20 protein-coding genes are annotated in these 17911 nt (G+C 69.9%); 17 read left to right on the top strand and 3 right to left on the bottom strand.

Annotated elements, in window-relative coordinates:
• The first annotated feature begins 3 nt into the window (after window positions 1-3).
• The 11 genes from D7I44_RS17255 to D7I44_RS17205 all read left to right on the top strand — a co-directional run bounded on the left by D7I44_RS17255 (window position 4) and on the right by D7I44_RS17205 (window position 11579).
• Entirely contained in the window at window positions 4-1206 is a 1203-nt protein-coding gene (locus D7I44_RS17255; protein ID WP_120790615.1) for a hemolysin family protein, read from the top strand.
• The gene (gene era, locus D7I44_RS17250) at window positions 1199-2122 is read left to right on the top strand and encodes a GTPase Era (RefSeq protein ID WP_120790614.1); all 924 of its coding nucleotides are present in this window, start codon (window positions 1199-1201) and stop codon (window positions 2120-2122) included. Before D7I44_RS17255 ends, era begins: the two co-directional genes overlap by 8 nt.
• Window positions 2123-2196: 74 nt before the next feature.
• A complete protein-coding gene (locus tag D7I44_RS17245) occupies window positions 2197-3399 on the top strand; it encodes a sensor histidine kinase (protein ID WP_245979782.1) in 1203 nt (400 codons plus the stop codon).
• Between the two features lie 56 nt (window positions 3400-3455).
• Window positions 3456-4067 (top strand): LuxR C-terminal-related transcriptional regulator, encoded by a 612-nt coding sequence (locus tag D7I44_RS17240; protein ID WP_425459336.1) that lies wholly within the window; start codon window positions 3456-3458, stop codon window positions 4065-4067.
• Between the two features lie 82 nt (window positions 4068-4149).
• Window positions 4150-5274: an alanine racemase gene (alr, locus tag D7I44_RS17235; protein ID WP_120790612.1), complete on the top strand. Its 1125-nt coding sequence runs from the start codon at window positions 4150-4152 to the stop codon at window positions 5272-5274.
• Complete coding sequence (locus tag D7I44_RS17230; RefSeq protein WP_120790611.1) at window positions 5271-6230, top strand: D-alanine--D-alanine ligase family protein; 960 nt, start codon at window positions 5271-5273, stop codon at window positions 6228-6230. The genes alr and D7I44_RS17230 overlap by 4 nt, the downstream gene beginning before the upstream one ends.
• Complete coding sequence (locus D7I44_RS17225) at window positions 6227-6985, top strand: ABC transporter ATP-binding protein (RefSeq protein ID WP_120790610.1); 759 nt, start codon at window positions 6227-6229, stop codon at window positions 6983-6985. Before D7I44_RS17230 ends, D7I44_RS17225 begins: the two co-directional genes overlap by 4 nt.
• Window positions 6982-8379 carry an ABC transporter permease gene (locus D7I44_RS17220; RefSeq protein WP_120790609.1) on the top strand — a complete coding sequence of 466 codons (1398 nt, stop codon included), beginning with the start codon at window positions 6982-6984 and terminating at the stop codon, window positions 8377-8379. Before D7I44_RS17225 ends, D7I44_RS17220 begins: the two co-directional genes overlap by 4 nt.
• Window positions 8380-8515: 136 nt before the next feature.
• Entirely contained in the window at window positions 8516-10288 is a 1773-nt protein-coding gene (gene leuA / locus D7I44_RS17215; RefSeq protein WP_120790608.1) for a 2-isopropylmalate synthase, read from the top strand.
• Window positions 10289-10362: 74 nt separating this feature from the next.
• Window positions 10363-10995, top strand: coding sequence for a ClpP family protease (locus D7I44_RS17210; protein WP_120790607.1), 633 nt, complete (start codon window positions 10363-10365; stop codon window positions 10993-10995).
• Window positions 10992-11579, top strand: coding sequence for a ClpP family protease (locus D7I44_RS17205; protein WP_120790606.1), 588 nt, complete (start codon window positions 10992-10994; stop codon window positions 11577-11579). Before D7I44_RS17210 ends, D7I44_RS17205 begins: the two co-directional genes overlap by 4 nt.
• A gap of 11 nt (window positions 11580-11590) precedes the next feature.
• Here D7I44_RS17205 and D7I44_RS17200 read toward each other — a convergent pair whose 3' ends face one another.
• On the bottom strand, window positions 11591-11920 hold the full coding sequence (locus D7I44_RS17200; protein ID WP_120790605.1) for a helix-turn-helix domain-containing protein: 330 nt from the start codon (window positions 11918-11920) through the stop codon (window positions 11591-11593).
• Between the two features lie 239 nt (window positions 11921-12159).
• Here D7I44_RS17200 and D7I44_RS18665 point away from each other — a divergent pair, with 239 nt between their 5' ends.
• Window positions 12160-13182 (top strand): glycoside hydrolase family 11 protein, encoded by a 1023-nt coding sequence (locus tag D7I44_RS18665; protein WP_120790604.1) that lies wholly within the window; start codon window positions 12160-12162, stop codon window positions 13180-13182.
• A gap of 45 nt (window positions 13183-13227) precedes the next feature.
• On the opposite strand, the gene D7I44_RS17190 is transcribed toward D7I44_RS18665, so the two are convergent.
• Together D7I44_RS17190 and D7I44_RS17185 are read right to left on the bottom strand one after the other, a co-directional pair.
• A complete protein-coding gene (locus tag D7I44_RS17190) occupies window positions 13228-13803 on the bottom strand; it encodes a class I SAM-dependent methyltransferase (protein WP_120790603.1) in 576 nt (191 codons plus the stop codon).
• Window positions 13796-14569, bottom strand: coding sequence for a trimeric intracellular cation channel family protein (locus tag D7I44_RS17185; RefSeq protein WP_120790602.1), 774 nt, complete (start codon window positions 14567-14569; stop codon window positions 13796-13798). Before D7I44_RS17185 ends, D7I44_RS17190 begins: the two co-directional genes overlap by 8 nt.
• Window positions 14570-14616: 47 nt before the next feature.
• Here D7I44_RS17185 and recO point away from each other — a divergent pair, with 47 nt between their 5' ends.
• The 5 genes from recO to D7I44_RS17160 are packed head-to-tail and all read left to right on the top strand — an operon-like array spanning window position 14617 to window position 17880.
• The gene (gene recO, locus D7I44_RS17180; protein WP_120790601.1) at window positions 14617-15357 is read left to right on the top strand and encodes a DNA repair protein RecO; all 741 of its coding nucleotides are present in this window, start codon (window positions 14617-14619) and stop codon (window positions 15355-15357) included.
• Complete coding sequence (locus tag D7I44_RS17175; RefSeq protein WP_120790600.1) at window positions 15354-16166, top strand: isoprenyl transferase; 813 nt, start codon at window positions 15354-15356, stop codon at window positions 16164-16166. Before recO ends, D7I44_RS17175 begins: the two co-directional genes overlap by 4 nt.
• Window positions 16163-16627: a DUF402 domain-containing protein gene (locus D7I44_RS17170; protein ID WP_120790599.1), complete on the top strand. Its 465-nt coding sequence runs from the start codon at window positions 16163-16165 to the stop codon at window positions 16625-16627. The genes D7I44_RS17175 and D7I44_RS17170 overlap by 4 nt, the downstream gene beginning before the upstream one ends.
• A 9-nt stretch (window positions 16628-16636) precedes the next feature.
• Window positions 16637-17149 (top strand): GNAT family N-acetyltransferase, encoded by a 513-nt coding sequence (locus D7I44_RS17165; protein ID WP_162940347.1) that lies wholly within the window; start codon window positions 16637-16639, stop codon window positions 17147-17149.
• Between the two features lie 38 nt (window positions 17150-17187).
• Window positions 17188-17880, top strand: coding sequence for a DsbA family oxidoreductase (locus D7I44_RS17160; protein WP_120790597.1), 693 nt, complete (start codon window positions 17188-17190; stop codon window positions 17878-17880).
• The last annotated feature ends 31 nt before the right edge of the window (window positions 17881-17911 follow it).

Below are 17911 nucleotides of genomic sequence, written 5' to 3'. Positions count from 1 at the left end.
AGCTTGTTCGCCGCCATCCTCTTCGTCGGCGCGTTCCTGCTCGTCGCGCTCGGCGGGTTCCTCGCCGCGCTCGACGCGGCCCTCTCTGTCACCGGCGGCGACATCCGCGACCAGAACTCGGTCAACTTCCTGCGTGTCGTCGCCGAGACGACCGCCGCGGTGCTCGTCACGCTGGGCTTCGTCATCGTGCTCGATCACTGGTGGCTCGCCCTGGTCCTGAGCGCGCTGATCATGACCGGTGCGAGCTTCGTGCTCGTCGGCACGAGCCCGCGCAGCGTCGGCCGCGCCCACCCCGAGGCGCTGCTCAGGTTCGCACGCCCGCTGCTCGTCGGCCTGCGCGCCGTGCTCGGCCCCGTCGCCGACCTGCTCGTCGCCCTCGGCGACCGCGTCACGCCGATGCGCGCCCGCTCGACGGTCGGCAGCGAGGAGCAGCTGCTGAACCTCGTCGACGACGCCGCAGAGCACGACGTGCTCGAAGAGGGCGACGCCGAGCTGATCCACTCGGTCTTCGAGTTCGGCGACCGGCTCGTGCGCGAGGTGATGGTGCCGCGCACCGACATGGTGACGGTGGATGCCGACGCGACCGTCGCCGCGGCGATGAGCGTGTTCCTCGGCCGCGGCGTCTCGCGTGTGCCGGTGATCGGCGAGGGCCCTGACGACGTCACGGGCGTGCTGTACCTGCGCGACGTGGCACGGCTCGTCTACGAGCGCCCGCGCGGGGCGGATGCCGCCGCGGCGGCCTCCCTGCAGCGCCCCGCCGTCTTCGTGCCGGAGTCGAAGGCCGCCGACGCCCTGCTGAGGCAGATGCAGCTCGAGAAGAACCACCTCGCGCTCGTCGTCGACGAGTACGGCGGCATCGCCGGCCTCGTCACGATGGAGGACCTCATCGAAGAGCTCGTCGGCGAGATCACCGACGAGTACGACAAAGGCGCGCCGCTCATCGAGCCGCTCGAGGGTGACGGCGGATTCCGCGTCTCGGCGCGCCTCGGCGCCGATGAGCTCGGCGAGCTGTTCGACATCGAGCTCGACGACGAGGACGTCGACTCCGTCGGCGGACTGCTCACGAAGGCGCTCGACCGCCTTCCGGAGCCGGGCGACTCGGCCGAGGTCGCCGGTCTCGAGCTCACGGCCGATCGCACCGAGGGCCGGCGTGGCCGCCTCACGACGGTCGTCGTCAGGCGTGCCACCATTGAAGGCGATGACTAGTCACAGCAGAGCCGACGACAGCGGGGATCGCCCGTTCAGATCCGGGTTCGTCAGCTTCGTGGGCCGCCCGAACGTCGGCAAGTCGACGCTGACCAACGCGCTCGTCGGCGAGAAGGTGGCCATCACCTCGTCGAAGCCGCAGACCACCCGGCGAGCGATCCGCGGCATCGTGAACCGGCCCGACGCACAGCTCGTCATCGTCGACACGCCGGGTGTGCACCGCCCGCGCACGCTCCTCGGCGAGCGACTGAACGCGGTCGTCGAAGAGACGCTCGCCTCGGTCGACGTCATCGGCATGTGCTTCCCCGCCGACGAGAAGGTGGGCCCGGGCGACCGCTTCATCGTCGAGCGCATCGAGGGCGCACCGCGCGCGAAGAAGGTCGCCATCGTCACCAAGACCGACACCGCGAGCAGAACGGCCGTGGCCGAGCAGCTGCTCGCGGTGAGCGCATTGCGCGACTGGGACGCGATCATCCCGATCTCCGCGGCGAAGGGCCGTCAGCTCGACGACCTCGTCGACGAGCTCGTGAAGCTGCTGCCGGAGTCGCCGCAGCTCTACCCGACGGGTCAGCTCACCGACGAGGCCACGATCGACCGCATCGCCGAGTTCGTGCGTGAGGCCGTGCTCGAGGAAGCGCGCGAGGAACTGCCCCACTCGCTCGCCGTCACTGTCGACGACATGGTCGAACGCGAAGACAAGGACCTGGTCGAGATCTACGCCAACCTGTTCGTCGAGCGCGACAGCCAGAAGGCGATCGTCATTGGCCGCGGCGGTGCGCGCCTCAAGCAGATCGGCGCCGATGCGCGCGCGCAGATCGAGGGCCTCCTCGGCCGCAAGGTGTTCCTGTCGATCCATGTGAAGGTCGCGAAGGACTGGCAGAGCGACCCGAAGCAGCTCGGCCGCTTGGGCTTCTGAGCCGGGGTACATCCGGAGGATGATTCCGCGGCAGTCGTCGCGATGAGCCGGACCGTGCCGTCTACCGTTGGTACGTGCGCACGATCACCGGCCGGCAGCTCGGCTTCGATGTCGCGCTCGCCGGGCTGTTCGCCCTGGCGTGCGTGTTCATCATGGTCGCCGGGCTGAGCGGGCTCGGCTCGGAGCGCCTCCAGTTCCTGCCTCTGCTGTTCGTCACGGCAGCCATCGCCGTGCGCCGCCTGTCGCCGGGTGCAGCTCTCGCACTCGCCTGGGTGTCGGCGGCAGCGCAGCTCGGCTCCCGCCTTGATCCGTCGATCCACAACCTCGGCATCTGCGCCGTGCTCTACGCGACGGCCGCATACGGCGGCCGCCTGGTGCGCTGGCTCGGCCTCGCGTCGGCCATCGCAGGCGCCCTCGTCGCCACGCTCTACCTGGTCGTGCTGCGCAGCTGGTTCGGCGGCGTCTCGTACTTCCCGATCATGTTCCCCGGGCAGGCCCGCGACTTCTCCCTGCTGTTCTTCGGCTCGCTCGCGCTGCTGACGCTCTCGTGGGTCTCCGGCCTGCTCATCCGCTCGACGCGCGCCGGCCGCGAAGCGCGTGAGCGCGAGGCCGCAGCACTGCACGAGGCCGATCTCGCCGAAAGCCGCGTCGTCCTCGAGCAGGAGCGCAACCGCATCGCCCGCGACATGCACGACGTCGTCGCGCACACGCTCGCGGTGGTGATCGCGCAGGCGGACGGGGCCCGGTTCGCGGCATCCGCCCGCCCTGCCGTCGCCGTCGGAGCGCTTGAGACGATCTCGTCCGTCGCGCGCGACGCGCTGGGCGATGTGCGGATGCTTCTGGCCGAACTGCGCCACGACGAGGGCTCGACCCCGCAGCCGGCCGTCGCCGACTTCGACGCGCTGTTCGCCCAGCTGCGGGCGGCCGGCCTCGACCTGCGGCTGCGAGAGACGGGCGAACGCGTCGCCCTCGGCGCCGGGCACGAGATCGCCGCGTACCGGATCGTGCAGGAAGGCCTCACGAACGCGCTGCGCCACGGCGCACCCGGGCAGCCCGTGGCGCTCGAACTGGATTGGGGCGCCGACGCGTTGGAGATCGAGCTCTCGAACGAGCTGAAGGAGGCAGGGGCCACCGGGCCGGTGCCGATCGCGGGGCGCGGGCACGGCCTGCCCGGCATGCAGGAGAGGGCGCAGCTCGCGGGCGGCGTGCTGAGCGCAGGCGCCGAGAGCGGGCGGTTCGTACTGCGCGCCGTGATCCCGGGCGGAGTCGCCGCGTGAGCGCGATCCGGATCGCACTGGTCGACGACCAGGCGCTGTTCCGCGCCGGCGTTCGCATGCTGCTCGAGTCGCAGGCGGACCTCGCGTTCGCGGGCGAAGCCGGCGACGGTGCCGCTGCCCGTGAGCTGGTGGCGCGCACCCGGCCCGACGTGGTGCTGATGGATGTGCGGATGCCCCGGGTGGACGGCATCCAGGCGACGCGCGACATCTTGGGCGACGCCGCCGACGGGGGCTACCCGCCGCCGCGGGTGCTCGTGCTCACCACCTTCGACCTCGACGAGAACGCGGCGCGGGCGATCCGTGCGGGGGCGAGCGGGTTCGTGCTGAAGGACGCCGATCCCGACTTCCTGCTCGCCGCCGTGCGCACCGTGCACCAGGGCAACTCGGTGATCGCCGCGAACGCGACACGCGAGCTGTTCGCCCACGTGGACCGCGGCCGCGAGCGGCGCTCAGCGCCGCCGAGCTGGGCAGAGCTGACCCAACGCGAGCGCGAGATCTTCCGGCTTGCGGCCCGCGGCCTGTCGAACGCCGAGATCGCGGGCGCGGAATTCCTGTCCGAGGCCACCGTGAAGACCCACATCAGCCGGGTGCTCGCGAAGCTCGGTCTGCGCGACCGCGTGCAGCTCGTGGTGTTCGCCTACGAGCACACGCTTCCCACCGAGGACTGACGCCGCGTCATCCGCTGGGATGACCTGGAAGCAGTCTCGCGGCCGACGCGGCGCAGGCGCAGGCATCCGTAGCGTCGCAGACATGACAACCCGACTGCTCGTCGACACCGACGCGATCGCCGCCAACACGCGCCTGTTCGCGATCCTCGCACCCGGTGATCTGATGGCCGTGGTGAAAGCGCAGGGGTACGGCGCCGGCGCCGAGCTCGTCGCCAGAACGGCGCTCGGGGCAGGCGCCTCACGGCTCGGCGTCACGAGCATCACCGAGGCGCTCGCGTTGCGGCTGGCGGGCCTCGAGGCGCCGATCCTGAGCTGGCTCAACCCCGTCGACGCCGACTTCGAGGCGGCGCTCGATCACGACATCGACCTGGCCGTCCCCGGGGTCGCCCACCTGGACGCGATCTGCCGGGCGGCGCGCAGGCACCGCCTCGTCGCCCGCGTGCATCTGCAGATCGACTGCGGCCTGGCGCGCGAGGGCTGCCCGGCCGAGCTGTGGCCGCAGTTGCTCGCCGTCAGCGCCGCCGCGGCCGTTCGCGGCGAGATCGAGGTCGTCGGCATCATGGGCCACCTGAGCTCGGCCGACGACCCGGCCGACCCCGCCAACCGCCGCGAGCGCACCCGTTTCGCCCACGCGCTGCGGCTTGCCCGCGCCGCCGGCCTGTTCGTACCGCTGCGGCACCTCGCCGCGACCTCGGCCGCACTCACCCAGCCCGGCGCGCGCCACAGCCTGTGCCGCGTCGGCGCTGGGCTGGTCGGCATCGACCCCACCGGCACGCACCGGCTGCGCGGCGCACTCACACTCGAGGCGCAGATCGTCGACGTGCGCGCCATCGCCGCGGGCACGCCCGTCGGCTACGGTCACGGCTGGCTGGCGCCTCGTTCGACACGGCTCGCGCTGGTGGCTGCGGGTTACGCAGACGGCGTGCCGCGCACGCTGGCGACGGATGCCGAGGTGCTGGTCACCGGCACCAGACGCCGCATCGTGGGGCGCGTCTCGATGGACCAGTTCGTGGTCGACCTCGATGGCGCCCCCGCCGCGCCGGGGGAGTACGTCACGGTGTTCGGGCCCGGCGACCGTGGCGAGCCCACCGTCGCCGACTGGGCGCGCTGGTGCGGAACGATTCCGAACGAGATCGTCACGGGCGTCGGCCCGCGCGTCGAGCGCGTTCCGGTCGCGGCATCCACCGCAGTGGCGGCCGCACGATGACCGCGCGCACCCGCGTCGCCGTGATCGGCGGCGGAGCGAACGGAGAGCACGAGGTGTCGCTCGCATCCGCCGCAGCGGCCGTCACGGCGCTCGACCCGCAGCGCTACGACCCGATCTCGTTCACGATCGGCCGCGACGGCGCCTGGCTCGTGGCAGGCGAGCCGCTGAGCTTCGCGGCTGCGGTCGCCGAGCTGTCCGACTGCGACGTGGTCCTGCCGCTCGTGCACGGCGCGCCGGGGGAGGACGGCACGCTCGCGGCGCTCTGCGAGCTGGCAGGCGTGCGCTACGTCGGAAGCGGCGTCGGCGCGGGAGCACTCGCGATCGACAAGCACGCGACGAAGCTCATCGCACAGTCCGTCGGACTGCGCACGGCAGCGGCCGCTTTGCTGACACCCGCCACCCGCGACGCCTACGGCTGGAGCGGCCCCGTCGTCGTCAAGCCGGCCGGCGCGGGCTCGAGCCGCGGCGTGACGGCGGTGCATGAGGCATCCGAGCTGGCCCGCGCACTGGACGCGGCCTTCGCGTGGGACGCGCGCGTGCTCGTCGAAGACATGATCATCGGCCGAGAGATCGACATCGCGGTCTTCGAACCGCGCACCGCCGCGGGCGAGCCGCTGATCAGCCCGCCGCTCGAGATCCGCTCAGAGGGGATCTTCGACTACGACGCGAAGTACGGCGATCGCCACAGCACCGACGTCGTCTTCGAGGTGCCCGCGCGCCTCACCTCGCTCGAGCTGCGCCGCCTCGAGCAGGGCGCGCTCGCGCTCTACCGTGCGCTCGGCTGTCGCGGCGTCGCCCGGCTCGACTTCTTCCTCGCCCGCGACGGCTGGGTGCTGAACGAGGTGAACACCGTGCCCGGCTTCACCGCCGTGTCGCAGGTGCCGCAGATGCTCGCCGCCGCCGGAATCGCCTACCCCGATCTTCTCGACCTGCTCATTCAGGAGGCTCTCGCATGACGACCCCGCCCACCCCTGTCGCCCGCGTCGCCGGGCTCACGCGCTCATACGGCAGCGGCTCGGCCGCCGTCGCCGCGCTCGACGGTGTCGACCTCGAGCTCGCCCGCGGCGAGTTCACCGCGATCATGGGCCCCTCAGGCAGCGGCAAGTCGACGCTCATGCACATCATGGCGGGCCTCGACTCCGCCACCTCGGGTCGCGTCTGGCTCGGCGAGACGGAGATCACGAGCATGACGGATTCCGCACTCACGCTGCTGCGCCGCCGCAGAGTCGGGTTCGTGTTCCAGGCCTTCAACCTGCTGCCGACGCTCGACGTGCGCGCCAACGTGCTGCTTCCCTTCGAACTGGACGGGCGCCGACCCACCGCTGCCGAGTCCGCCTGGATCGACACCCTGCTCGACACCCTCGGCCTGCGCGCCCGGCTCGCCCATCGCCCGCACGAGCTCTCCGGCGGCCAGCAGCAGCGCGTCGCCATCGCCCGCGCGCTGGCGACGCGCCCCGAGGTCGTGTTCGCCGACGAGCCCACCGGCAACCTCGACTCCCGCACGGGCCGGGAGGTGCTGCGGCTGCTCGCCGATGCCGCGCGCAGCGACGGCCAGTCGATCGCGATGGTCACGCACGACCCGATCGCCGCCAGCTACGCCGACCGCGTCGTGTTCCTCGCCGATGGGAAGGTCGTGCGCGACGAGCCTCGGCGCACCGCCGAGCAGCTCTCCGCGATCATGCTCGCGATGGAGAGCGAGGCCGTCGCATGAGGACCACCCTGCGCGATCATGCGCCCACCCTGCTCGTCGCCGCCCTCGCGGCGGGCTTCGGAACGGCGCTGCTTCAGATCACGGGCGTGCTCGCGGCCGTCATCCGCCGCAATCCGCTGCTCGGCGACCACGAGACCACCACGATCATGCTGAACATCACGGCCTACGTCTTCATCGTCATCGCCGTCTACGTCGGCGGCGTGGTCACGACGAACACGGTTGCGACCGTGGTCGCGGGGCGCCGCCGCACGATCGCCCTGCTGCGCCTCATCGGCCGCGGCGCCGCGCAGGAGCGGGCGCGGATCGCGCGCGAAGGCGTCACGATCGGCGTCGCAGGCGCGGTGATCGGATGCCTGGTCGGAACGGCCTTCGCCGCGGCGGTCGCGGCCGTGGCCGTCCACGCCGGCCTCTTCCCGCCGCCGCACTACTCCTACGCGAACCCCGTCGTCCTCATCGCTGTGACCGGCGTCGCCCTCACGACCTGGCTGGCCACCTGGGTGGGATCGCGGAGGGTGCTCGCCGTGCGCCCGACCGAGGCGCTCGGCAATGCCGTCGAGCAGGACTCGGAGCGGGCTGCGGGCGGCCGGGGCCGCCTCGCCGCCGCGATCGCGCTCACGGCGCTGGGGGTCGCGGCGCTCGGCGCCGGCCTCGCGATCGGCCAGCTGTCGCCGCTCGGAGTCCTGGCGGCACTCGCGGGCGGCCTGCTCTCGTTCACCGGCATCGTCCTCGAGTCGGCGCGCTTCATCCCGCCGGTCCTGCGCCTGGTCGGTCGCCTCTTCGCACGTACCCAGGCCGGCCGGCTCGCTGTCGAGAACGCTCTGCGCCACCCCGAGCGCAGCGCCCGCATGACGATCGGGCTCGTCATCGGCGTCACGCTCGTGACCACCTTCGCCGTGACGATGCAGTCGTTCCGCGACCTGATCGCGGCGGCGCAGCGTGCGCAGCCCGAGGTCTACGAGGGCACCGGACAGATCCTCGACGCGATCACCGCCGTCTTCACCGTGCTGATCGGCTTCAGCGCGCTGATCGCGGCCGTCGGCCTCGTCACGTCGCTCTCGCTCAACGTGCTGCAGCGCACGCGTGAGCTCGGGCTGCTCAGAGCCCTCGGCACCGCCGCCGCACAGCTGCGCAGCATGATCCTCGCCGAAGCGGCGGCGCTCACGCTGACCGCGCTCGTCATCGGCCTCGCGCTGGGCTTCGCCTACGGCTGGGTCGGGACGCAGTCGCTGATCGGCTGGATCAAAGGGTCGCCCGGGTTCATCGCGCCCGGGGTGCCGTGGGGGATGCTCGCGGGGCAGCTCGCCGCCGCCGTGGTGCTGACACTCGCGGCGTCCGTCGCCCCCAGCCGCCGCGCGACCCGTGTCTCGCCCATCGCCGCGCTCGCTGTCGACTGATCTCGCGTGTTAGCCTGAAACCGATGTTCGGTCAGCTCCTCCTTAGCTGCCGCGCCGAGTCCTCCATCTGAGGCCAGACTCGTCGCGGAGTTTTCTGTCGGCTTCTTCCATCCACAGAAGCAAGAGAGTCAGAGCGATGAAGAACAACCAGAAGCCGAGCACGATGCCGATCCACCGGTATCGCCCGTTCCACGAGCAGATCAAGGTCAACCTGCCCGACCGGACCTGGCCGACGAAGCGCATCACCGAGGCTCCGCGCTGGTGCGCGGTCGACCTGCGCGACGGCAATCAGGCGCTCATCGACCCGATGAGTCCCGAGCGCAAGCGCATCATGTTCGACCTGCTCGTGAAGCTCGGCTACAAGGAGATCGAGGTCGGCTTCCCGAGCGCGAGCCAGACCGACTTCGACTTCGTGCGCAGCCTCATCGACGAGGGCGCCATTCCCGACGACGTGACGATCCAGGTGCTGACCCAGAGCCGCGAGCACCTGATCAAGCGCACCTACGAGGCGATCGCGGGTGCGAAGCAGGCCATCGTGCACCTCTACAACTCCACCAGCATCCTGCAGCGCGATGTCGTGTTCCGCACCGACGTGCAGGGTGTCATCGACATCGCCCTGCAGGGTGCCAGGCTGTGCCGCGAGTTCGAGAAGACCGTCCCCGAGACGCAGGTGTTCTACGAATATTCGCCGGAGTCGTACACCGGCACCGAGCTCGAGGTCGCTGCCCGCATCTGCAACGAGGTGCTCGAGGTGTTCGAGCCGACGCCCGAGCGCAAGGTCATCATCAACCTGCCCGCCACGGTCGAGATGGCGACGCCGAACGTCTACGCGGACTCCATCGAGTGGATGTCGCGCAACCTGAACCACCGCGAGAACGTCATCATCTCGCTGCACCCGCACAATGACCGCGGCACCGCCGTCGCGGCGGCCGAGCTGGGCTACCTGGCCGGCGCCGACCGCATCGAGGGCTGCCTGTTCGGGAACGGCGAGCGCACCGGCAATGTCGACCTGGTGACGCTGGGCGTCAACCTGTTCACGCAGGGCATCGACCCGCAGATCGACTTCAGCGACATCGACGACATCAAGCGCACGGTCGAGTTCTGCAACCAACTGCCGGTCGGCGAGCGGGTGCCGTGGGGCGGCGACCTGGTCTTCACCGCGTTCTCGGGCTCCCACCAGGACGCGATCAAGAAGGGCTTCGAGAAGATGGCGGCGGATGCCTCGGCCGCCGGCGTCACCGTGAACGAGCTCGAATGGGCCGTGCCCTACCTGCCGGTCGACCCGCGCGACCTGGGCCGCAGTTACGAGGCGGTCATCCGCGTCAACTCGCAGTCCGGCAAGGGCGGCGTCGCCTACCTGCTGAAGACCGACCACGCCCTCGACCTGCCGCGCAGGCTGCAGATCGAGTTCTCCGGCGTGGTGCAGGCCAAGACGGATGCCGAAGGCGGCGAAGTCTCGAGCGACGAGCTGTGGGCCGTCTTCCAGGACGAGTACCTGCCCGCCGCCGACGCCGACGACAAGTGGGGCCGCTTCGAGCTGCTCGGCACGAAGATCGACAGCGAGTCGACGGGGGAGTGCTTCTTCACCGCTCGCCTCCGCGACGGCGACGAGACCGAGATCGCGAGCGGCGAGGGCAACGGTCCGATCGACGCGTTCATCCAGGTGCTGTCGCAGCGCGGCATCCAGGTCTCGCTCTACGACTACGTCGAGCACACGATGAGCGCGAGCGGCTCGGCGAACGCCGCGTCGTATGTCGACCTCGACGTGAACGGCACGCGGCTGTGGGGCGTCGGCATCGATGGGAACACGTCGATCGCGTCGCTCAAGGCGATTGTTTCTGCCGTGAACCGGGCGATCCGCGCGCAGCAGTCGGCCCCCGAGGCCGAGACCGAGCTCGTCGGCGCCTAGCCTTCTGCTTTCGGCAGATCGGCCCTCGGCAGAAAACGCCGAGGGCCGATGTCGTTCCGGGCGACAGTGGGCTCATGACAGACGAAGCCCCCAAGATCCCGGTCTTCACCGAACGCGCCCGCCGCGAGCTGTACGAGCAGCGCGTGCTCGTGCTCGACGGCGTGCTCGACGACGACAATGGCACGCTTCTCGCGACAGACCTCATGGCGCTCGCGGCCGCCGACCCGGCATCCGACATCGCCCTCTGGATCCACTCGCCGGGCGGCTCGGTGCCCGCCATGCTCGCCATTCGCGACGTGATGCGCCTCGTGCCGTGCGATGTCTCGACACTGGTGCTCGGCATGGCGGCCAGCGCGGGGCAGTTCCTGCTCTCGGCCGGCGCGCCGGGGAAGCGGCGGGCGCTGCCGCACTCGCGGATCCTCATGCACCAGGGCTCGGCCGGCATCGGCGGCACCGCGGTCGACGTCGAGCTGCAGGCCGACGATCTGCGCCGCATGCGCGACACCGTGCTCGGGCTGATCGCCTCCGACACCGGCCAGTCGTTCGAGCGCGTCTTCGAGGACTCGCTGCACGACCGCTGGTACACGGCCGAGCAGTCGCGGGACTACGGATTCATCGACGAGATCGTGTCGCACTTCGACGTGCTGCTGCCGCGCGGACGCGACCGCGCCGGGTTCCACGCCGAGACGGTGGGGGCAGCCCGATGAGCTCCTACACGATTCCGAACGTGATCGCCCGCGACGTGCGCGGCGAGCGGATCATGGACGTCTACTCGCACCTCTTGACCGAGCGCATCGTCTACCTCGGCACCGCCATCGACGCCGGAGTGGCGAACGCGCTGATCGCGCAGCTGTTGCATCTCGAGGCCGACAACCCTGAGAGCGACATCCAGCTCTACATCAACTGCGAGGGCGGGGACCCGAGCGCGATGCTCGCGATCTACGACACGATGCGCTACATCCGCCCCCAGGTGGCGACCACCTGTGTCGGGCAGGCGATCGCCGTCGGCGCCGTGCTGCTGGCGGCCGGCGCACCGGGCAAGCGCGCGGCGCTGCCGCACACCCGGGTGATCCTGCATCAGCCTGCCGCGCAGGGGCGCGGAGCGATCCCCGATCTCATCCTGCAGGCCGACGAGGTGGTGCGGATCCGGGCGGATCTCGAGGCGATCCTGTCACGGCACACCGGCCAGAGTGTCGAGGCGCTGCGTGCGGACACCGACCACGACCGCATCTTCACAGCGGAAGGAGCGCGCGCGTACGGGCTGCTCGACCACGTCATCGAGCAGCGGTGACGGATGCCGGTTCAGGCGGCCAGCGCGAACATCGACGGACCGTGTGGGGCGTGCACCGGCGCGGCCTGGCTCTCGCGCAGCCCGTCGGCAACCGCGATCGTGAGGTCGAGCAGCGTGACCTCGAGCGCGGTTGCGACCGCGGCGATGACCTCGCTCGACGGCTCCTTCGCGCCGCGCTCGATCTCGGAGAGGTACTGCGTCGATACCCCGGCCCGCTTCGCGGTCTCGGTCAGCGTCTCGCCACGCCTGTGCCGCAGTGCGCGCAGACGGTCACCGAGCATGTGCCGCCATAGCGGCTGACGGTCGAAGCGAGACGTCGGTTCTGGCATGGGCTCAGACATGGCCTCATGCTAGGCGGCCGTCTCGGCGCCGTCTCCGCCGTTCTGCTCAGAGCAGAACGGCGCCAGTGCGTGATCGACGCGAGCGAGATCTCCGATGAGAACATGAGCTGAACTCACAATTTGATGCGACCGGCAACAAACCCCTTGCGCAATGGATAACGTTTTCGGAAACATGTGCACCAACGCTGAGGGCTCTGTGAAGAGAGCAGCGTCCCGGCGTTTCGTACAAAGGAGTACAAATGCACAGTGCGCAGAGAACACCACAGCGCCGGACCCGCCGTACCGCGGTCGGCGCTCTCGCCGGCCTCGGCTTTGCCACGGCCTTGACCGCCGCAGCACTCGTCACACCGCAGGTGCCGGCTCACGCCGCCACTACGGTCACCTCCAACACGACGGGAAGCGACGGGCTCTGGTACTCGTTCTGGACGGACAGCCCGGGAACGGTGTCCATGACGCTCAACGGAGGCGGCTCGTATTCAACCAGCTGGTCGAACACGGGCAACTTCACTGCGGGTAAAGGTTGGCAGACCGGGGGGCGCAAGACCGTCAACTACTCGGGCAGCTTCAACCCTTCGGGCAACGCCTATCTGTCGCTCTACGGCTGGACGACGAACCCGCTGGTCGAGTACTACATCGTCGACAACTATGGCACCTATAAACCGACCGGAACGTACAAGGGCACCGTCACCTCTGATGGCGGCACCTACGACATCTACGAGACAACGCGAACGAACGAGCCGTCGATTCAGGGCACAGCCACGTTCAACCAGTACTGGGCGGTCCGCCAGTCGAAGCGCACGGGCGGCACGATCACGACGGGGAACTTCTTCGACGCATGGGCGAAGTACGGCATGAACCTCGGCACCTTCAACTACATGATCCTCTCGACCGAGGGGTACCAGTCTTCCGGAAGTTCGAATATCACCGTCTCGGAGGGCAGCTCAAGCAGCTCAGGCGGATCAGGGTCGAGCGGCGGAACCGGCTCGACCGGAGGGGGATCGAGTTCGGCGTGTCAGGTGACCGTCTCCAAGAGCACGGAATGGTCCGATCGGTTCAACGTCAACCTTTCGGTCACGGGGAAGACCGGTTGGACCGTCAAGATCAATCTGGGCAGCGGGCAGACCCTGCAGAGCAGCTGGAACGCGACCCTCAGCGGCAGTAGCGGCACTCTCACCGCCACCCCCAACGGGAACGGCAACAGTTTCGGCATCACGGTCTACAAGAACGGCAATACGAGCGTTCCGACCGCCAGCTGTCAGTAGCTGGCCCCCGCCGACGGGAGGACGCCGGTTGTCGGCGTCCTCCCGTCATCCCCGCGCCGCGATCGAGAACGTCATCGGCACGCGCTCGCGCCCCACTGGCAGCACCCAGCTGCCGTCGAACGGCCCACCGGGGTCGGCTTCGACCATCGAAGGCAGCATCTTCCACGGCAGAGAGTCCTGTTCACCGAACGCCTCGATCACCAGACCCTCGTCAAGCAGCGCGCCGATGCTGGTGTAGACGACGTCGAACTGCTCGTCGACGGCGATGGGTGCCTCTTCGACGGTCGACTGCACGAAGCGGCCATCGAGCCCGGCCCGCTCGGCGACCTCGCGCGCCGCCGCGATCGCCTCGCCCGAGAAGTCGACGCCGGTGACCTGGGCACCGAGTCGCGCGAAACTGAGGGTGTCGGTGCCGATGTGGCACTGCAGGTGCACAAGCGAGAGGCCCGTCATCGACCCGTTCGGCAAGTGCGGCGCCATGAGCTTCAGATCGTCGCGCACGACCGTCGAGATGCGCGAGGCATCCGCCGCGAATCCCGCGACGTCATAGCCGATGAGGTGTCCGGCGACGCGCTCGTCCCAGTTGGCGCGGTTCGCTTCGAGGTGCGACCGGTCAGTCATCCGCCCGCTCCTTGCTGTCGCCGCGTTGCACGACCTTGTAGACGGGCACGGTGCCTGTGGCCGTCGCGACGTACTCGCGCGGCGCGCTTTGACGCCGCCGCAGCAGCCCGAAGCCGACGCGAGCCCGCGAGAGCTCAAGCGTGCGCTGCTCGGGCAGGCTCCAGCCGAAGACGACGGCGAGCAGGCGCACGGCGAAGGTGACGGCCGCGCAGATCGCGGCCGAGAGGAACACGGAGACGTTCGCGTCGTGCAGCACCACGAGCGTCACGGTGCCGGCGCCCGCCGCGACCGCGTAGAGCGAGCCGACGTGCATGACCGTGATGGGCATGTTGAGCAGGATGTCGCGCAGCATGCCCCCGCCCACCGCTGCGATCAGGCCGACGAAGGCGGCCGGCACCTCGGGCAGGCCGAAGGCGAGCGCCTTCGTCGTGCCGATCGCACCGAACAGGCCGAGGGTGAGGGCATCGAGCACGGTGATCACAGGGTCGATGCTCGAGAACAGGCGCGCGAGCAGCATTCCGGCGAGAGCGGCGGCGATCGCCACCGGGATGTACCAGTTGCTGCTGAGGGCGACAAGAGCGGTGCCGAGCGAGACGTCACGCAGGATGCCGCCGCCGAGCCCCGTCGCGACGCCGATGAACGCGACGCCGAACAGGTCGATGCGCCGCTCGCGGAAGCCGCTGGCGTACGCGGCCCCCTGCACACTGCCGACCGCGACGGCGGCGAACTCGGCCCACGCCGGAATGGTGAAGATCGCGCCGCCCACGGCCTCGATCCTCCCATGCGCCGATGCCGCGGCTGAGATAATCGACTGTGCCTGTTTACCGTGATGAGGCCGTCGTGCTGCGCACCCACAAGCTGGGTGAGGCCGACCGCATCGTCACGATGCTGTCCAGGCGGCACGGGAAGATCCGGGCGGTCGCGAAGGGCGTCAGGCGCACGGGGTCGAAGTTCGGCGCACGGCTCGAGCCGTTTATGGTCGCCGACCTGCAGCTCTACGAGGGCCGCAGCCTCGACGTGATCCAGCAGGCGGAGACCCTGGGGGCGTACGGCGCCGAGATCGCAGGCGACTATGCGAGTTACACCGCGGCGAACGCGATGGTCGAGACGGCTGACCGGCTCACCGAGGCCGAGGGGTCGCTGCAGCAGTACCTGCTGCTCGTCGGTGCGCTGCGCTCGCTCAGCCGCCGCGAGCACACACCGGCGCTCACGCTCGACTCGTATCTGCTGCGCAGCCTCTCGATCGCCGGCTGGGCGCCGTCGTTCGGAAACTGCTCGCGCTGCGGCAAGCCCGGCCCGCATGACCGCGTCGTGCCGCAGCTCGGCGGGGTCGTCTGCGAGGACTGCGCCCCGCCGGGCACCGCCCACCTCGACGCGGCCACCCTGGGGCTGCTCGGGGCGCTGCTCGCAGGCGACTGGGCGTCGGCCGAGGCATCCGGCGAATTCTCCCGATCGAAAGCGAGCGGTATCGTCGCCGCCTACCTGCAGTGGCATCTCGAGCGCGGCCTGCGCTCGCTGAGCCACGTGTCTCGAGAGGTCCCGCCCGCACTGTGACTCCGAAGCCGTTCACCCACAAGGACGCCATCGCCTATCGCCCCGTCGACTGGACGGGGATCTACCCGCCCGCTTTGGCCGCGGCAGCGGTGCCCGACCATGTCGCGATCGTGATGGACGGCAACGGGCGCTGGGCGAACCGGCAGGGGCTGCCGCGCATCGAAGGGCATCGCGCCGGCGAGGCCGCGCTGCTCGACGTCGTCGCCGGGGCGCTGCAGCTCGGCATCAAGCACCTCAGCGTTTACGCGTTCTCGACCGAGAACTGGGTGCGCTCGCCCGACGAGGTGCGCTTCCTGATGGGCTTCAACCGCGACGTGCTGCACCGCAGGCGCGACCAGCTCAACGAGTGGGGCGTGCGGGTGCGCTGGGCGGGGCGGCGCCCCCGCCTATGGGCGTCGGTCATCAAGGAGCTGCAGTACGCAGAGGAGCTCACCAAGCGCAACGACAGGCTCACTCTCACCATGTGTGTGAACTACGGCGGCCGCACCGAGCTCGCCGACGCGATGCGCGGTATCGCCGACGACGTCGCGGCCGGGCGGCTGCGGCCCAGCGCGGTGAACGAGAAGCTGATCCAGCGCCGGCTCTATCTGCCCGACCTGCCCGACGTCGACCTGTTCGTGCGCTCGAGCGGCGAGCAGCGCACCTCGAACTTCCTGCTCTGGCAGTCGGCGTACGCCGAGATGGTGTTCCTCGACACGCTCTGGCCGGACTTCTCGCGCACCGAGCTGTGGGAGGCCGTCGAGATCTTCGCGCGCCGCACCCGCCGATTCGGGGGAGCGGTCGACGCGCCGACGGGCGGCGCATCGTGATCGTCCGCTTCGAGGAGTTCGACAACACCCCGCTCGAGACGCTCACCTGCGAAGCACGAGGTGCGGACTCGCGCGGCGCGTGGTTCACGATCGATCCGGATTCCGCGCTGTTCGTGCCGTGGAACGCCGACTGGTGCGTGCGCTTCTATGCCGGTGATGCGGGCGGCCTCGAGGTGTTCGCCCAGGCGGTGAAGCCGGTGCGCATCTCGGGCGAGCTGATCGAGTTCATCGCGCTCGACCTCGGCGTCGAGGTCGAAGACGGCGCGGTGCGGCTCACCGGCGAGGACGAGTTCGAGTGGAACCAGGTCGCGCAGGACTACCCGGCCGAGCTCGTCACACGCGCCCAGCGCGCCGTCAACGAGGCGTTCGAGCGCCTCATGCTCGCGGAGTACCCCTTCGACCGCTCGGCTGCCGAGATCATCGGGACCTTGCGTAATGTGCAGGACACATCGACTGAATAGGCTGATCACGTGGAGATCAGACTGCGAACGGATGCCGATATGCCGGCCCTGCTCGCCGCGCTGAAGGCCACGCACGAGGTCGACAAGTACCCGGTTCTGCCGAACCACGTCACCCGTGAGTGGCTGCTCGACGGTGACGATGGCATGGCCTGGGTGGCGGAGGACGGCACCGACGTCGTCGGCCACGTGGCCGTCGCCGAGACGGAGGAGGACCCGTACTCGCTGAGTGTGCATCGGCTCTTCGTCAGGCCGACCGCCCGCGGGCACGGCGTCGCGAGTGCGCTGCTGACCACCGTCGAGACGTACTCGAAGCTGCTCCGTCAGGATCTGTTCCTCGAGGTGCTCAGCCACAACGTCGACGCGATCCGCCTCTACGAGAGCCGCGGGTGGTACCGGGCGGGCGGCTACACCGCTGTGTGGACGGGGCCGGAGGGCACGCACCCCGAGATCAACCTCTACGCGTCACCGAACAACGACCGCTCGCACGTGATCCGCCTCGGCGCCGGTCGCCCGACGGAGTAGCGCGGAATAGCCGGGAGCACCTGCCGGTTGCCGAATGCATGAGCTCTGAGACCCCTCCCATCAAGGTCGATGTCTGGTCAGACGTGGCGTGCCCCTGGTGCTACATCGGCAAGCGCAAGTTCGAGGCGGGCAGCGGACTGTTCGCGGGCGGCGGCGAGGGCCGCGGCGTCGAGATCGAGTACCACTCGTTCGAGCTGAGCCCTGACACGCCCGTCGACTTCCAGGGCGGCGAGGCCGAGTTCCTCGCGACGCACAAGGGCATTCCTGAAGCGCAGGCGCAGCAGCTTCTCGACCGGGTGACCGGCATCGCAGCATCCGTCGGCCTCGACTACGACTATGACCGCCTGCAGCACACCAACACGGTGCTCGCGCACGAGGCGATCCACTTCGCGAAGTCGCAGGGCCGCCAGCTCGACTTCATGGAGCGCCTCTTCAAGGCCTACTTCATCGATGGCCGCCACGTCGGCAAGGTCGACGACCTCGCGGACCTCGGCGCTGAGATCGGCCTCGACCGCGCCGAGCTGAAGTCAGCGCTCGAAGAGCACACGCACCTCGCCGACGTCCGCGAAGACCAGCAGGCGGCCGTCGAGTACGGCATCCAGGGCGTGCCGTTCTTCGTGATCGACGGCAAGTACGGCGTCTCCGGCGCGCAGGAGGCGCAGACGTTCGCCCAGGTGCTGGAGCAGGTCTGGGGCGAGCGCAGCGCAGCGCCCGAGGAGGTCAGCGCATGAAGTTCGTGCAGTTGGGCGAGACGGATGCCGC

Source organism: Gryllotalpicola protaetiae (assembly GCF_003627055.1).
In the GTDB taxonomy this organism is placed as follows: domain Bacteria; phylum Actinomycetota; class Actinomycetes; order Actinomycetales; family Microbacteriaceae; genus Gryllotalpicola; species Gryllotalpicola protaetiae.
This window is presented reverse-complemented; position numbering and strand designations above follow the sequence as displayed.

What these genes read in the sequence shown, in the direction of transcription:
- era (WP_120790614.1), top strand. Translation starts at nt 1,199, where the DNA reads ATGACTAGTCACAGCAGAGCCGACGACAGCGGGGATCGCCCGTTCAGA.
- D7I44_RS17240 (WP_425459336.1), top strand. Translation starts at nt 3,456, where the DNA reads ATGCTGCTCGAGTCGCAGGCGGACCTCGCGTTCGCGGGCGAAGCCGGC.
- alr (WP_120790612.1), top strand. Translation starts at nt 4,150, where the DNA reads ATGACAACCCGACTGCTCGTCGACACCGACGCGATCGCCGCCAACACG.
- D7I44_RS17230 (WP_120790611.1), top strand. Translation starts at nt 5,271, where the DNA reads ATGACCGCGCGCACCCGCGTCGCCGTGATCGGCGGCGGAGCGAACGGA.
- D7I44_RS17225 (WP_120790610.1), top strand. Translation starts at nt 6,227, where the DNA reads ATGACGACCCCGCCCACCCCTGTCGCCCGCGTCGCCGGGCTCACGCGC.
- D7I44_RS17220 (WP_120790609.1), top strand. Translation starts at nt 6,982, where the DNA reads ATGAGGACCACCCTGCGCGATCATGCGCCCACCCTGCTCGTCGCCGCC.
- leuA (WP_120790608.1), top strand. Translation starts at nt 8,516, where the DNA reads ATGAAGAACAACCAGAAGCCGAGCACGATGCCGATCCACCGGTATCGC.
- D7I44_RS17210 (WP_120790607.1), top strand. Translation starts at nt 10,363, where the DNA reads ATGACAGACGAAGCCCCCAAGATCCCGGTCTTCACCGAACGCGCCCGC.
- D7I44_RS17205 (WP_120790606.1), top strand. Translation starts at nt 10,992, where the DNA reads ATGAGCTCCTACACGATTCCGAACGTGATCGCCCGCGACGTGCGCGGC.
- D7I44_RS17200 (WP_120790605.1), bottom strand. Translation starts at nt 11,920, where the DNA reads ATGTCTGAGCCCATGCCAGAACCGACGTCTCGCTTCGACCGTCAGCCG.
- D7I44_RS18665 (WP_120790604.1), top strand. Translation starts at nt 12,160, where the DNA reads ATGCACAGTGCGCAGAGAACACCACAGCGCCGGACCCGCCGTACCGCG.
- D7I44_RS17190 (WP_120790603.1), bottom strand. Translation starts at nt 13,803, where the DNA reads ATGACTGACCGGTCGCACCTCGAAGCGAACCGCGCCAACTGGGACGAG.
- D7I44_RS17160 (WP_120790597.1), top strand. Translation starts at nt 17,188, where the DNA reads ATGAGCTCTGAGACCCCTCCCATCAAGGTCGATGTCTGGTCAGACGTG.